Genomic DNA, 14,294 nt, shown 5'->3' with positions numbered 1-14,294 from the left:
TCAGCGCAGCGCCGCCAGGACCTCGCTGGCGGCGCGGGCGCCGCTTTCGGCGCCGCCGTTCATGAATCCCTGGAAGTCCAACGAGGTGTGCTCGCCGGCGATGTGGATGTTGCCTTGGTGCTGGCCTTCGTATCCTGCATACAGGTGACAATATGCGACCGGGAAACAGCTGTAGGCACCGTGGGAGTACGGGTTCAGGTGCCAGGCGGACAGGGTCGCTTTGCCTGTCCAGTGGCGGGTGATGCCGGGCAGGACGGCCTCGTACTGACGTAGCTTCCGGTGGACCGCCGCGCGGACGTACGGGTCGCTACTGGTGGCGAACGGCTTGCCGGGTTGGAATTCCTGGGCGCGTTCGCCGCCGCCGTACTGGATCGCGATTCCCGCGGTGCCGGCCTGGCCGGCGGTGGCGTCCCAGATCTGCTGGTAGCCGGTGTCGCTGAAGCTGGACCCGGTCGAAGTCCCGGGCCACGGGCCGCGGCCGAGCCACGGCCGGTCGGTGAACTGCATGTTGAGCTTGGTGTTGAACCCCATGGTGAGGTTCGCGATCGCGGCCTTCATCCTGGGGTCGAACCCGGCCCGCCGGTAGTCGATCCGTTTCAGGACACCGAGCGGCACCGTCAGGATCGTGCGGTCCGCGGTGATCTGCTTGTGGCCGTTGAACGTCAGGGTTTGGGTGCCGTCGGCGTTCCGGACGATCGCGTCCAGCCGCCAGCCGTGCCGGACCGTACCGTCCGGGAGGTGGCCGGCGATCGCCTCGGGCAGCCGCTGGTTGCCGCCGGTGATGTGGAACGTCTCGTCCGACCCGCCCCAGATCTCCGGATTGTTCAGGTCACCCTGCTCGGCCAGCAGGTACACCAGGTTCACGGCCGTCTGGTCCCAGGTCTCCCGGCCGTACTCGATGACGTAGGCGTCGTCGATGAACCGCGCCAGCCACGTGTGGTAGCCGCCAGGTACCCGGGTGGCGATCCACTCCTGGACGCTCATGTTGCTCAGCGCCGTCGACGCCGGCGTGCTCGCGTCCCACGTGGGGAAGTCCGGCGCCTTGGCGATGTCGTCCTGGAGTGCCTTGTACACCGGGCCGAAGTCCTGGACGAACTGCTTGTGCGAGTGGAAGGCGCCGTCGAAGAACAGGACGTCGTGGCTGCCCTTCGGGGCCGCCGCGCGGACGTCGGTGAGGCCGATGCCGAACCGGGCGCACAGGTCGCGGATCACCGTGTGCCCGGTGTCGATCCGTTCGCCGCCGTACTCCGACACCTGGTGGGCGTCCCAGTACGCGCGCTCCGAGTACATCCGGCCGCCGACCCCGTCCGTGGCCTCGTAGACGGTCGACGGAATACCCGCGTCGGCCAAGGTGAGCGCCGCGTTCAGACCGGCGATGCCGGCCCCGACGATCGCCACTCGCGGCTTGTCCCCCTTGACGACGGGAGCGGCTGCCGCCCGGCGGGGAACGCCGAGAAGCAGCGCCGCGCCACCCACGGCGCCACCGATCTTCAACACGGTCCGGCGGCTGAACGTACCGGCCTCGCGGGCCAGCCTGGCCTCGCGGAACTCCAGGACGGGCACGCCGAGGCGGTCGGCGGCGGCATGGTCGACAGCGACCCGACGCAGGAAGCGGAACATCTCGGTACGCGGCACACCCCAGATCGAAGCAGCACGAATTCCGCACTGTCAACGGGTGGAACGCAACGAAATCCGTGGTGAAACCACGGTGTTATGTCAGCTTTCGCGCCAGCCGGCCGACCCACGCCGTCACCTCGGCCGCGGCCCGGTCCGGCAACCCGAAGATCACCTCGGTCACCCCGATCGAAGCCAGGTGCGCCAACCGCTCCGGATCCGGCCGGGCACCCAACGCGGCGATTTCCGGCTCCCCCACCCGGCCGGCCGCGTGCCACATCTCCCGCAGCCGCGCCACCTGGTCGTCAATGTCCACTTCGGACGGCGTGGTGATCCAGCCGTCCGCGTTGGCCACGATCCACCGGAACGTCCGGTCGGTGCCGCCGGCCCCGACCAACACCGGAATCCTCGGCTGCACCGGCTTGGGCCACGCCCAACTCGGTCCAAAAGCGACGAACTCCCCCTGATAGCTCGCCTCGTCCATGGACCACAACGCGCGCATGGCTTCGAGGTACTCACGCAGCACCGTCCGCCGCCGCTCCCCCGGCACCCCATGGTCGGCGAGTTCGTCCACGTTCCACCCGAAGCCCGCCCCCACGGTGACCCGGCCACCGGACAGATGGTCGAGTGTCGCGATCGTCTTGGCGAGGGTGATCGGATCGCTCTCCACCGGCAACGCGACAGCCGTACCCAGGCGGATGGTGGACGTGACCGAGGCGGCGGTGGCCAGGGCCACCCAGGGGTCCAAGGTCCGCTTGTACCGGTCGTCCGGAAGGGACGAATCGCCGGTCCGCGGATGCGGCGACTCCCGTTTCACCGGGATATGCGTGTGTTCCGGCACGTAGATGGTGTCGAACCCGTGGTCCTCCGCGGCCCGCGCGGCATCAGCCGGAGTGATCCCCCGGTCGCTCGCGAACAACACGACCCCATGGCGCATCCACCCACAATATTAGAACGTGTTTCAGTTTCGCAACATGGCGGCCCTCACTATGGGTGAGACCCGTCCGGCGGTTTCGCAACCGTTGGTACCCAAAGTCGGGGCTCCACCAGATCGTCACGCGATGACACCATCCCCGGGGAACCTACCGCGTGGCTCGCGGGGTTAACGTTTGCCCACCAACCGACCAGGCGGGAGTGGCACGTGACTGCGACTTCATCGACATCACCGAGTTCGACCGGTCAAGAGCTGGTCATCGGGTTGTCCCATGACTACTCGACAAGCGATGCCGGGGAGGTGCCGCTGAGCCAACGGCGGTCGTTGTACCACTTCACGGCGCTGTGGATCACGCTCGCTGCCGGGTTCACGTACCTGTTCCTCGGATTCCAGTACCACGACGCCGGATACTCGTTGTGGCGCGCGGTCGGCGCCGGGGCGGTCGGCGCCGTGGCCTACCTGCTGTATGCCTTACCCGCGGCCTATCTGGGGTCCACGACCGGGTTGACGCACAGTCTGCTGACCCGGTCGATCTTCGGGAAGATCGGGTCGGTCGTGGTCTCGCTCATCCTCATCGGGGTCGCGGCCGGGTGGACGGCGTTCGCGTTCAACCTGCTGGCCACGTTGTACGACGGGTTGTTCAGCTGGGGCAACGTCGTTCTCATCAGTGTGGTCCTCGCCGTCGTCGGGGTCACGAACAACGTGTTCGGGTTCGGCGGGATCGCGGCGTTCGCCCGGTATCTGGTGGCGCCGTTGATGATCCTGTGGATGGTGTACCTCCTCGTCAAGGGCATCGCCACGGTCCCTGGCGCCGTGATGGGCGCCGGGACCAGCGACAACCTGCCGTTCCTGTCCGGCGTGGGCCTCGCCATCGGGGCCGTCATGTGGGGCAACGAGCCGGACACCTGGCGGTACGGGAAGCCGCGGTTCTTCTGGCCGACGCTGCCGCTCGTGGTCGCGTTCGCCATCGGGCTGGTGCTGTTCGTGGCCGGTGGGTGGCTGATGGGCGCGCTGTCCGGCGTCGGCCAGTACGACATCGGGCCGGCTTTCCGTTACTCCGTCGAGTATTCGCTGTTCGGGGCGCTGTGGCTGGGCGCGATCGTGGCGACCGTGCTGCAGATCGCCATCAACGACGGCAACTACTACGAGATGATCAACGCCGGCCAGAACCTGTTCGGCCAGGCCAAGGGCTGGCGCAGGCTCTACACGTGCCTGCTGATGGCCGGCGTGGCCGCCGTGTTCACCTGGTGGTTCCCGCACCTGCAGAACGGGTTCTTCAGCATCGCCGGGTGGACGTCGATCGCGTTGCCCAGCGCGACCGTGGTGATGTGCGTGGACAAGTTCGTCCTACCGCGACTGTCGCCTGTGGAGCGTCCGGCGGCGGTGCCGAGCTGGCGTGCGGCCGGCCTGGCGAACTGGCCGGCGATCGCCGCGGTGCTCGTGGCCGTCCTGTTCGGGGCTTGGGGCCTCGGCCTGCTGCCCGGCCAGGGGTCCACACCAAGCCTGGGGCTCGTTCCCGTTGAGGCATGGCTGATCGCCGGCCTCGTCTACCTCCTGCTCGGCACCGTCGCTGCCCGCTCGTCTGGCGCACGGACCCTGCTCGGGTTCGCTAGCGCGGACGTGGATGGCTGATCGGCGGCAACACCAGGCCGTCGGCGGTGGGCACGATCAGCTGAAGCTCGCCCACCAAACCTTTGTGGTGCAGGTCTAGGAAGAGGTCCGCGACGTCCGGGTCGAACTGGGTGCCCCGGCCGTCGCGGATCTCCACCCGGGCCTCGTCCTCGGTGCGCGCCGGCTGGTACGGCCGGTCGGAGCGCATCGCCGCCCACGCGTCGCACACCCCGAGCAGCCGCGCCTCGACCCGGATCTCGTTGCCGGACAAGCCCTCCGGGTAGCCCTGGCCGTCGAACCGCTCGTGGTGCTGGCGGATCACCCTGGCCACCCCGTCGTACCCCGGCAGCATCCGGGCCAGCCGGAAGCCGAAGTCGGGGTGGCTGCGCACCAGCCGCCACTCGTCCTCGGCGAGCGTGCCGGGCTTGCGCAGCACGGACTCCGGGATGACGATCTTGCCGACGTCGTGCAGCCGGCCGGCCATCTCCGAGCAGCGCACCGCGGTCGTGTCCAGGCCCATCCGCTCGGCCAGGACCGTCGACCACCGGCCGATCGCGCGGCTGTGCTCGTAGCTCGACAGCCAGCCGTCGACCTGGTCGGCCACCTCGCACAGGTAGTCGACGAGCATCCGGTCGACGTCCGGCCCGGGGGCGCCGTTGGCCGACAACAGGCCCGTGACCACGATCCGGTCCCGGCCCGACGCCTTCGCCGCGTACAGCGCCCGGTCGGCCATGGACACCAGCTCGCCCGGGGTGTCGCCGTGCACCGGGTAGCTGGCCGTGCCCACGGACACCGTGACCGGCACCGCGGTCTGCTGGGTGATCGCGATCGGACCGGCCGCGACCTGGGCCCGCAGGCGTTCCGCGACGATCGGCAGGGTCTCCTCGCTGATGTTCGGCACCACCAGCGCGAACTCCTCGCCGCCGTACCGGGCCAGGACCTCGCCGCTGCGGACGGTCCGGCTCAGCCGGGCCGCGATCTCGATCAGGACCCGGTCGCCGGCGGGATGCCCGTACCGGTCGTTGATCGACTTGAACCGGTCGACGTCGATGATGAGCACGGCCGCGGAACCGTTGGCGCGCCGGGCCCGCGCCAGCTCGATCGGCAGCTGGGCCTCGAAGAACCGTCGGGTGTAGAGCCCCGTCAGGCCGTCGGTGATGGCGAGTTTCCGTTGCGCGGCAACCAGTCCCACCATGCGGAGGATGGTCAGCAGGAACAGCACGGCACACGCGACCGCCACCACCAGGACGTCCTGCAGCGAGTCGGTGACGTACTGGACGACCAGCGTGGCCGGCGCGACGAGGACCGCGGCGAACGTGACGGCGATGCGCACCGGCCCCAGCCGGGACACCCGGGGCGGCGCCTTCTCGCCGACCCTGCTCATCGTCGGGTCGAGCGCGGCCGTGCCGAGCGCCAGGTTCGCGGTCAGCCAGATGGCGTCCAGGAAGTTCCCGGCGTGGTACGTGCCGGCGAGCTGTTGCAGGACGTAGATGGTGTCGGCGGTCATGATGCCGACCAGGTTGGCGGTCAGCAGGAAGAACGACCGTGGCCGGCTGCCCTCGCCCAGCACCAGCGGCAACGCCACGGACAGCAGCGCCAGGTCCATCACCGGATAGCCGAGCGACGCCAGTTTCGCCAGGATCGGTGAGTCCATCCGGGCCTGCGGCCCGATCACGTACAGCCACGACAACATGGCGGCCACCACCGCGAGCACCGCCGCGTCGAGCACGCCAGGCAGGTCACGCCCCGGCCTGCGCTGCCGGATCAACAACAGCAGCCCGGCGACGACCAGCGGGTAGTGCGCCAGGTACAGCGGATCGGCGACGGACGGGTAGTCCAAATCCCCTAGGAGGTAGTGCGCGACATAGAAGTACGCGTCGGCGGACGCGTACACCACCTGGCTCAACCCGAGCAGGATCCACGGCAGCGGCGGCCTCGGCTCGTTGCGCCACACGCCGACGAACACCGCGACGCTCGCCGACGCCGAGACCAGGCAGTACAGCACGACCCGGGCGACCACCCCGCCGCTGCTGGCAGGCACGAGGTAGTACACGACCTCGATGCCGAGTCCTACCGCGAGATACAACAGCCAGGCCCTTGCGGGCCGCGGCGGGCGCCCGCTCATGCGGCTCCCTTGACTGTGCGCACACGGACACTATTGCAGACGCGCGCACGCGGGGCCGAACCGCGACCATTCGGTTCGGACGAGTCAACCCATTGGGACTAACCGACATCCGGATCGTGGTACTGGCCGAAGAACGACGCCTCGTCGAGTATTCGCAGACCGCGGCGACCGAAGACGAGAAAACCGGTCGGCCGGAGCTCGTGTTCGCCGCACCGGTCGCCGAGGACGCCGACCAGGCCGTCCGCGCCGTCCCGGATGGCGAAGTCGACGTCCGGCGGGACCAGTCCCTGCTCCCGCAGCCGGGTGACCCACGCGCTGATCTCCGGCAGGACCGACGCGTCGGTGTAGCGGGCGGCCCGCACCGGCGTCGGCCACGGCTGGTAGACCCTGATCACGCGACTCGGCATGACCTTGAACCTACCATATTCGTCGAACAGGTGTTCGAGTAACGGGCTAGCCGGCCAGCCGGGTCGAGGAGCCCGCCGGGCCGTCCCCGTCCAGCAGGCCGAGCCGTTCGGCCGCGGCCCCGGCCTGAAACCTGTTGTCCGCGTGGAGCATCTCGTACAGGCTCGCGATCCGGCGGGCCAGAGTCCTTGGCGCGAGGCACATGCGGCGCGCGATGGCGGTGTCCGGCAGGCCAGACGCGAGCAGGTGCAACAGGTTCCGCTGTTCCTGGTCGAGCACGACGACGTGATGATCTTTCCGCGAGCGTGTCTGCATCTCGGCGGGCTCCCGAAGCAACCGTAGGAGGACCTGGTGTGGCGCCGACACCGACGCTACCGAGGAAAGTGCCGTCCGACGGGCCCTGATCAGTGAGTTTTGGTGCACACCGGAGTGTCCGTTCGGGCATTCCCCCAGCTCGACTGGTGACTGTGGACAGTTCGCCTGCGCACCAGCACGGCCGAGGTGACAAAGCCGGCCAACGCCGACAGGACGTGGCCGATCGTGGCGAAGTCCGGGACCCAGCCGTACCACTCCGCCGCCACGAACGGGACGAACAACACCACCAGCGCGGCCGGAACCCGCGCCCATCTCGGCAGGAAGCCCGTGACCGCGGCGGCGCACCCGATCGCGCCGTAGCTGATGCCGTAGTCGAGGTCGTCCCGGACGGCCGGCGGGTAGAACCCGGTCCGGACGCCGACCACGACGACCAGCAACGTCAGCAACGTGACACCTATGTGGACCGCGAGGAAGATCCCGAACGCCCTGGCCGCCCCGAAGCGCCGCTCCAACCATCCCATGGAGCCGATGACGCCGGCCAGGACGAGCACCAAGGTGTACGCCGACGGGTCGGCGACGAGCCCGCTTGCCAGCAGCCGCAACGGAAACAGCCAGTCGACGTTGGCCAGGTTCGTGCTCACCGATCGCAGCGCGTCGTCCGCGGCGTCGTCCGGCAGGATCCCGAACACCACCAGCGACCCCGCCAGGAGCAACGCCAGGTAGGCGACGGTTCCCGGGTTGCGCCGCACAAAGGTCACTTTTGAACGGTAGTTCACCGATGAGTTCGCGCGCCGCCTGAGGTCTGTACTCACAGCGGACTCTCGGGAAAGCTCGGGAGAGCCACTGCCCGATTGGGCGATTTGTCACACCCGGTCGGCGGGTGATAGTGGAACGTGGAGGTGGCTCGATGCCGGCGAGCTGGGCACTGACGGTCGTCTTCGCCGCCGCGGCGACGTGGTTCCTGGTCGGGTGCGCGCGGCCGGTCGCCTGTACTTCTGAGCGGATCACCCGCGGCACCCACGTCCTGATGGGCCTGACCATGATCGGCATGGTCTGGGGCACCGAACTGCCGGTGTGGCTGCAGGTCACGTACTTCGGCGCGGTCACGTTCTGGTTCGCGGGCCTGGCCACGGTCCCACACCGGTCCGAGGGCCTGCCCGCGATGCACCACGCCCTGATGGCGGCGGCGATGGCGTGGATGGTGGTCACCATGTCGGTGGGCCGACTATCGGTGATCACGGTCGTCACCGCGGTGCTGGCCTGGTACTTCGTGGTCGCGTCGCTCCCGTTCGGCTATGGGGCGCTGCGACGGCGGTTACGCCCGTTGGACGCCGCCGGCCACGCCGCGATGAGCCTCGGCATGGGCGTGCTGCTGTTGACCATGGTGTGAGGCCGGTTCGGTCTTTCGCAGCGCTGCCAACTGCTGTTCGAACGGCAGCACAGCGGGCGGCGCGGCCACGATCGGCCGGTTCGCCATCAACGCCGCCAGCTCGCCCGTGGCCCGGGACACGCGTTCGGCCAGGCCGGTGTCACCCCAGTCGTCGGTCGCCACATACACCGAGGTCGGCGCCACGATCATCCGGAGGTAGACGAACATCGGCCGCACCGCGTGCTCCAGGGCGAGCGAGTGCCGGCCGGTGCCACCGGTGGCCGCGATCAGGACCGGCTTGCCGACCAGCGCGGTGTCCTCGATGACGTCGAAGAACGACTTGAACAGGCCGCTGTAGGACGCGGTGAAGATCGGCGTGACCGCGATCACGCCGTCCGCGCCGGTGACCGTGTCGACGGCGGTCCGCAACGCCTGGCTCGGGTAGCCGGTGACGAGGTTGTTCGCGATGTCCACGGCCAGGTCCCGCAGCTCGATCACCTGGACGTCGACGTCACCCAGGTCGGCCCGGGTCGCGGCGGTCAACCGGTCGGCGAGCAGGCGGGTGGACGAGGGCTGGCTCAGGCCCGCTGAGATCACGGCGAGTGTTGTCACACGCTGTGCAACACCCGTCAGATAGTCACTATTCCTTACTATCCTTGTTCGCTGTCGGCGCAGACGGCCCAGCCCAGGCCGGCCATATGATCCACACATGCCCACGTTCGTGTCGTACGACGGAACCGAACTCGACTACCACGTCCTCGGGACCGGCCGGCCGTTGCTGTGCGTGCCCGGCGGGCCCGGCCGAGCCGCGGCGTACCTCGGGAACCTCGGCGGCCTCGACACATCCCGCCAACTCGTCCTCCTGGACCCGCGAGGGGTCGGCGACTCTCCCGATCCCGCCGACCCCACCACGTTCCGCGTCGACCGGCTCGTCGCGGACCTCGACGCGCTGCGTGCGCACCTCGGCCTCGACCGGATGGATCTGCTCGCCCACTCGGCCGGCGCCATCCTCGGCACGCTGTACGCGGCCGCCCACCCCGACCGCGTCGCCAACCTGGCGCTGATCACCCCCAACCTGGCCGCGATCGACGTCCACGGCACCGACGACGAACTCGCCGCCGCCCTGCGGAACCGAGCGGGCGAGCCGTGGTACGCGTCCGCACGCGCCGCGCTCGACAAGATCCTGGGCGGCGACCTGACGCTGGCCACGTTCCACGAGTCCCGGCCACTGTTCTACGGCCGGTGGGACGACGCGGCGCGCGCGCACGCGGGTGTCGGGATCGCCGAGCGGCACGTCGCCGCCCGCGAGGGCTACTTCGCCGGCGTCACCCTGGACGCCCCGGCGACCAAGGCCGCTCTGACCGAACTCACCGCTCCGGTCCTGCTGTACGCGGGCGAACTGGACGCGATGGTGACACCCGCGACGCTGCGCACCGCGATACCGCGTTTCCCCGACGCGACCGTCGTCGTCGGAGCCGGCGCCGGACACTTCCCGTGGGTGGACGACCCGACCGGCTTCGCCGCCGCCGTCAACGCGTTCCTGGGCTAGCGGTGCCTGCTGTCGTCGGAGACCTTGAAATGGGCGCGGGCCATCGTGTCCGCGTCCAACTCGGCCTCGTCGATGGCCTCGATCACGTCCTCCTCCACCACGACCTCGGCCCAGTTGCCGGCCGCGCCGCACGACGCACACGTCCACGTGTGCAACAGGATCGTGGGCTCGTCCGGCCCGGGTAACCGCAGCTGGACATAGCCGGCCGAGGCCGCCCGCTCCGGGGTGACGGGCAGGTCGTCGCCGATGGTCAGGTACGCCAGATTGGGCTCGGCGCGCAGCCGCGTGGTCATCTCCAACATCTCGTCGGCCTCCGCCACCAGCCCACACCGAGGACAACGCAGCGGGGCCACCAGATAGTCGAACCGATACCCGGAACGAGGCATGCCGAACGATAGCGCCGCCCATGGCGTACACATAGGGTTCGGAGTGGACATTGTCGCCCGGCGCCCAGCCAACTGGCTCGACCTGTGCTGCGGCAGCGGACGCGCGCTGTTGGACGCCGCGTCGGTGTTGGACACCCGGATCACCGGAGTCGACCTGGTCGACTTCTTCGCCGGCCCGGCACCGGCCACAGTGGAGCTCGTCGCCGCGCCCGTCGGCACGTGGCGGCCGGCCCGCGCGTACGACCTCATCACGTGTGTGCACGGCCTGCACTACGTCGGCGACAAGCTCGGCCTGCTGGCGAGGGCGGCGTCGTGGCTCACGCCGGACGGCCTCTTCGTGGCCAACTTCGACGTGTCGTCGGTCAAGGCACCGAACGTCACGAAAGCCTTGCGCCTAGCCGGTTTCCACTACAACGCCCGGACCAGGCGGATCCGTCTCGACGGGCACGCCGCGGTGGATCTGCCGTTCGACTACCTGGGCGCGGACGACAGCGCCGGTCCGAACTACACCGGCCAACCGGCGGTCGACTCGTACTACACATACCACGGATAGCGTTTGCCGAGCCGGTGCTGGCGCATGATCACGCCGGGCAGGAACAGGCCCAGGCTGATGGTCAGGTCGAAGACCCGGCTGTTGGTGTAGTCCCAGCGCTGGACGCCGGCCCAGTCCAGGATCACCCCGCCCAGGTACACCGCGACCATCAGCCCGCCGACGATCAGCAGGGTGCGTTCGACGCCGCGCTCGACCTTGGTGGCCGGCCGGATCACCCGCCGCCACGCCAACGACCACGGAAACCGCAGCCGCAGCCGGCGCTGGCGCATCCACACGCCGATGCCGAGCAACAGCAGCGAGAACGCGAGACCCGCGGTGATCTCGGTCGGCGTCTTGTGGTCGAGGGCGTCGTCCAGGACGAACCCGAGGAACATGAACCCGAGCGTGAGCAGGGTGCCCTCGGTCAACCGCCGGCCCGGCGTGTCGAACCGGGACACGCGGGCGGTCGGCGGGTCGACGTATCTGGGGATCGGCGTGGTGTGCGCCGGGACCGGGAAGATGGGCGGCGGCAACAGTGGCGGCGGTGGCGGTGTGGCCCGTTGTGGGCCGGCTCGCCACTCGCGGAACGGGCGCGTCGGGTCCATCGGGATCGCGGCGCCGTTGCCGCCGGTGGGGATCAGGCGGACCAGGACGTCGAAGACCTCCTTCGCGCTCGCCGGCCGCGCCCCGGGGTCCTTGGCCAGCAGCCGGGAGACGAGGTCGGCCAGGTGCGGGTCGGTCTCCGGGCGTAACGCGCTCACCGGCGCGGGCACCTCGGAGTAGTGCCGGTGCATGATCGCCAGCGCCGTGCTGGCGTCGAAGACGTGCCGTCCGGTGATCAGCTCGTACAGCACACAGCCCAGGGAGTAGAGGTCGCTGCTCGGGCTGGAGACGCCGTGCATGGCCTGCTCGGGCGCCATGTACGCGGGGGTGCCGACGGCCTCGGCGCTGCGGGTGATCCGGGTCAGGTCGGCGTCGCGCAGCACCGCGATGCCGAAGTCCAGCACCTTCACTTCGCCGGAATGGGTGATCATCACGTTGCGCGGCTTGAGGTCCCGGTGCACGAGCCCGGCGGCGTGCGCGGCGGTGAGCACGGACGCGATCTGCGCGCCGATCGCCGCGACCCAGCCGATCGGGACCGGCTCGTTCTCCGCCTCGAACTCGGCCAGGTCCGCGCCGCCGATCAGCTGCATGACCAGGTACAGGTCCTCGTGGTCGGTGCCGGTGTCGTACACCGCGGGCACCCCGGGGTTCTCCAGCTTCGCCATCAGCCGCGCCTCCCGGCCGAACCGGCTGATCAGCGTCTCCACATCGGAGCCCGCGGGCAACGAGCCGGGCCGTAACAGCTTCACCGCGACATCCCGGTCCAACCGGGTGTCCCGGCCGAGCCAGACCTCCCCCATCCCACCCCGGCCGAGCGGACGGACCAGTTCGTACCTGTTGCCGACGATCCGATCCATCCCCCGTGTCCTTCCCCTAGCTTGGCGGCCTCGGTGGCGCCACCAGACCGTCCACCAGACCATCCACAGTGGCCTGGATGACCTGGTCGGCCAGTGCGCCGGCGCGGCCGAGCGCGGTAGAGAAGGTACCGAGGGCGGAGAACACCGCCGCGAACCGGTACTGGTCCGGCAGCGGCATCCGTGGGATCTCGCACCGCCGCACGTCCAGCCGGGCCGCCGCGGACAGGTGCGTGCTGGCCTGCCGGGAGTTCGCCGAACCGGTCAGGAACCCGGCCAGGAACCACGGGTCGAGCACCTCGCGGTTGGCGCGCAGCAGGCACAGGCCGCGGCCGAGGACCGCGCCGGCGTCGTTCATGACCCGGGCGACCAGCTTGTGCCCGGCGGTCGGCAGCACCACGTCACCCGGCTCGACCCGGACCGCCGGCCCGGCCACCTGCCGGGACATCCGCCGGGTCGGCGGCCGGTCGGCCAGCACGTCCGACAGGTCCAGCACGGGCACCGTGTCGCCGCTCGCGTCCCCCGCGGGCGCGTCGGACTGGAGGAACGTCAACGCGCCGGTCTTGATCAGTTCGCCGATGGTCATCGTGACCCGGCGCTGCCGGTTCGGGCCGGTCCAGTCCAACGCGGGCAGCATCGGCACGAGCGCCGACAGCCGCGCGCTCAGCTCGCGGTGCCCGGCGAGGAGTTTCTCCGCGGTGTCCGGGGCGGACGTCACGGGCAGGTTGCGCGCGGGGGTCAGGTCCACCTCCTCCCCCAGCAGGTCCAGCACCGGGATCGAGCGCACCACGCCTGGCCGTTCGTCGACATTCCCCTGCCCGCTGTCGAATGTCCGCCAGGCGGAGATGACCAGCTCGGCGGCCTGATCCCATTCGGACGCCGTGCTCTCGATGACCAACAGGTTGTGCGCCGCCTCTTGGGCCGGCCGGCGCAGCATCCACAGGTGCACGGGTCCGGGCAGCGCGATCACCGCCCGTAGCGCGCCGCGACGGAGCAGCTCGGCGCGGATCCGCCGGCCGGATCTCCGGGCGGCGACCGACGGCGGCATCAGGATGGCGACGAGTCCGCCTGGCTTGACGTGCGCCAGGCAGTGCTGCACCCACGCCAGCTCGGACTCCATCCGCGGCGGGATGCCGTACTCCCAGCGTTCGTCGTGCAGCAGGTCCTCGTGTCCCCACTGGCGTTCGCCGACTGGCGGGTCGCACACGACCACGTCCACCAGGCGTCCCCGGAAGGCGTCGTTGACCAGCGAGTCCGCGACGTGCAGCTCGGTCGGGACACCGCGCAGTGCCAGCCGGACGTCAGCCAGGCCGGTCAGGCCCGGGTCGATCTCCTGGCCGAGGGAATGCAGCAGGCCGTGTCCGGACACCGCGGCCAGCAGCGAGCCGGCGCCGCAGGCCGGGTCGAGTACGACTCCTTTCGCGTCGACGAGTTCGGCGATCAGGCGGGCGGTCTCAGGTGTCGTGACCGCGATCCATCGGGCGTTGGCCTGCACATACCGTTCCCACAGGGATTCCGCCGTGCCCATCGAACCGTGCACGGCCGCGAGCGTCTCCAGCTCGGGGATCAGAGCTGGCGGGATCTGGACGGGGCGGCCCAGCATGAACGCGCCGATCGCGGCCAGGAAGTCCGCGGGCTCGCTGTCGCCGCGGTGCGCCTCGACGAGCTGCCACAGCCGTTCCCATGGCGATCCGGCTTGGAGTTTTCCCTGGTCCCGTAGCCAGCGTTCGACCTCGGCGAGGGTGAACAGCGGGCTGTTCGGGGTGCCGCCGACCGGTGCGGGGAAGTCCTCGTAGCGGCGACGCCAGTTGCTCACCGCGGCGCGGCCGACCCCGGCCAGCCGGGCGATGTCGGCCGCGGTGACGGCTGCCTCGTTCGACACCAGGGTCGCTCCCTTCGAGTTCACACGGCGAATCAGATGGAAACATACCTCATCACCGATTCATGTGTTGACAGAGTTCACAAGCACATGCTGATAATACTCCGCAACACCGATT

14 protein-coding genes are annotated in these 14,294 nt (G+C 69.8%); 4 read left to right on the top strand and 10 right to left on the bottom strand.

Features of this window, described 5'->3' with window-relative positions; translation table 11 throughout:
• Together EV192_RS34610 and EV192_RS34605 are read right to left on the bottom strand one after the other, a co-directional pair.
• The gene (locus EV192_RS34610; RefSeq protein WP_207926367.1) at positions 1-1,635 is read right to left on the bottom strand and encodes a flavin monoamine oxidase family protein; all 1,635 of its coding nucleotides are present in this window, start codon (positions 1,633-1,635) and stop codon (positions 1-3) included.
• A 76-nt stretch (positions 1,636-1,711) separates the two neighbouring features.
• Entirely contained in the window at positions 1,712-2,551 is an 840-nt protein-coding gene (locus tag EV192_RS34605) for an LLM class F420-dependent oxidoreductase (protein WP_132122801.1), read from the bottom strand.
• Positions 2,552-2,755: 204 nt separating this feature from the next.
• Here EV192_RS34605 and EV192_RS34600 point away from each other — a divergent pair, with 204 nt between their 5' ends.
• Positions 2,756-4,180, top strand: a complete 1,425-nt coding sequence (locus EV192_RS34600; protein ID WP_165960772.1) for a cytosine permease — start codon at positions 2,756-2,758, stop codon at positions 4,178-4,180.
• Here EV192_RS34600 and EV192_RS34595 read toward each other — a convergent pair.
• From EV192_RS34595 to EV192_RS34580, 4 genes are all read right to left on the bottom strand, one after another.
• Positions 4,158-6,284 (bottom strand): diguanylate cyclase, encoded by a 2,127-nt coding sequence (locus tag EV192_RS34595; protein WP_132122799.1) that lies wholly within the window; start codon positions 6,282-6,284, stop codon positions 4,158-4,160. The genes EV192_RS34600 and EV192_RS34595 overlap by 23 nt on opposite strands.
• Positions 6,285-6,382: 98 nt before the next feature.
• Positions 6,383-6,691 (bottom strand): hypothetical protein, encoded by a 309-nt coding sequence (locus EV192_RS34590; RefSeq protein WP_132122798.1) that lies wholly within the window; start codon positions 6,689-6,691, stop codon positions 6,383-6,385.
• Between the two features lie 46 nt (positions 6,692-6,737).
• Complete coding sequence (locus EV192_RS34585; protein ID WP_132122797.1) at positions 6,738-7,004, bottom strand: helix-turn-helix domain-containing protein; 267 nt, start codon at positions 7,002-7,004, stop codon at positions 6,738-6,740.
• 89 nt (positions 7,005-7,093) lie between these two features.
• The gene (locus tag EV192_RS34580) at positions 7,094-7,762 is read right to left on the bottom strand and encodes a rhomboid-like protein (RefSeq protein WP_132122796.1); all 669 of its coding nucleotides are present in this window, start codon (positions 7,760-7,762) and stop codon (positions 7,094-7,096) included.
• A 149-nt stretch (positions 7,763-7,911) separates the two neighbouring features.
• On the opposite strand from EV192_RS34580, the gene EV192_RS34575 reads away from it, so the two are divergent.
• Positions 7,912-8,394, top strand: a complete 483-nt coding sequence (locus EV192_RS34575) for a DUF5134 domain-containing protein (protein ID WP_132122795.1) — start codon at positions 7,912-7,914, stop codon at positions 8,392-8,394.
• Here EV192_RS34575 and EV192_RS34570 read toward each other — a convergent pair.
• Positions 8,320-8,985 (bottom strand): FMN reductase, encoded by a 666-nt coding sequence (locus tag EV192_RS34570; RefSeq protein ID WP_243727255.1) that lies wholly within the window; start codon positions 8,983-8,985, stop codon positions 8,320-8,322. The genes EV192_RS34575 and EV192_RS34570 overlap by 75 nt on opposite strands.
• A 97-nt stretch (positions 8,986-9,082) precedes the next feature.
• Between EV192_RS34570 and EV192_RS34565 the strand changes: the two genes are divergently transcribed.
• Positions 9,083-9,922 (top strand): alpha/beta fold hydrolase, encoded by an 840-nt coding sequence (locus EV192_RS34565; RefSeq protein WP_132122793.1) that lies wholly within the window; start codon positions 9,083-9,085, stop codon positions 9,920-9,922.
• Here the strand turns inward: EV192_RS34565 and EV192_RS34560 are convergent.
• Complete coding sequence (locus tag EV192_RS34560; RefSeq protein WP_132122792.1) at positions 9,919-10,308, bottom strand: hypothetical protein; 390 nt, start codon at positions 10,306-10,308, stop codon at positions 9,919-9,921. The two genes, EV192_RS34565 and EV192_RS34560, sit on opposite strands and share 4 nt — an antisense overlap.
• Here EV192_RS34560 and EV192_RS34555 point away from each other — a divergent pair.
• Positions 10,307-10,861 (top strand): class I SAM-dependent methyltransferase, encoded by a 555-nt coding sequence (locus tag EV192_RS34555; RefSeq protein ID WP_132122791.1) that lies wholly within the window; start codon positions 10,307-10,309, stop codon positions 10,859-10,861. The two genes, EV192_RS34560 and EV192_RS34555, sit on opposite strands and share 2 nt — an antisense overlap.
• On the opposite strand, the gene EV192_RS34550 is transcribed toward EV192_RS34555, so the two are convergent.
• The gene (locus EV192_RS34550; RefSeq protein WP_165960771.1) at positions 10,843-12,300 is read right to left on the bottom strand and encodes a serine/threonine-protein kinase; all 1,458 of its coding nucleotides are present in this window, start codon (positions 12,298-12,300) and stop codon (positions 10,843-10,845) included. The genes EV192_RS34555 and EV192_RS34550 overlap by 19 nt on opposite strands.
• Before the next feature lie 16 nt (positions 12,301-12,316).
• Positions 12,317-14,203, bottom strand: a complete 1,887-nt coding sequence (locus tag EV192_RS34545) for an N-6 DNA methylase (RefSeq protein WP_207926366.1) — start codon at positions 14,201-14,203, stop codon at positions 12,317-12,319.
• Between the last annotated feature and the right edge of the window lie 91 nt (positions 14,204-14,294).

This window comes from Actinocrispum wychmicini, assembly GCF_004345645.1.
GTDB classification, from domain to species: domain Bacteria; phylum Actinomycetota; class Actinomycetes; order Mycobacteriales; family Pseudonocardiaceae; genus Kibdelosporangium; species Kibdelosporangium wychmicini.
This window is presented reverse-complemented; position numbering and strand designations above follow the sequence as displayed.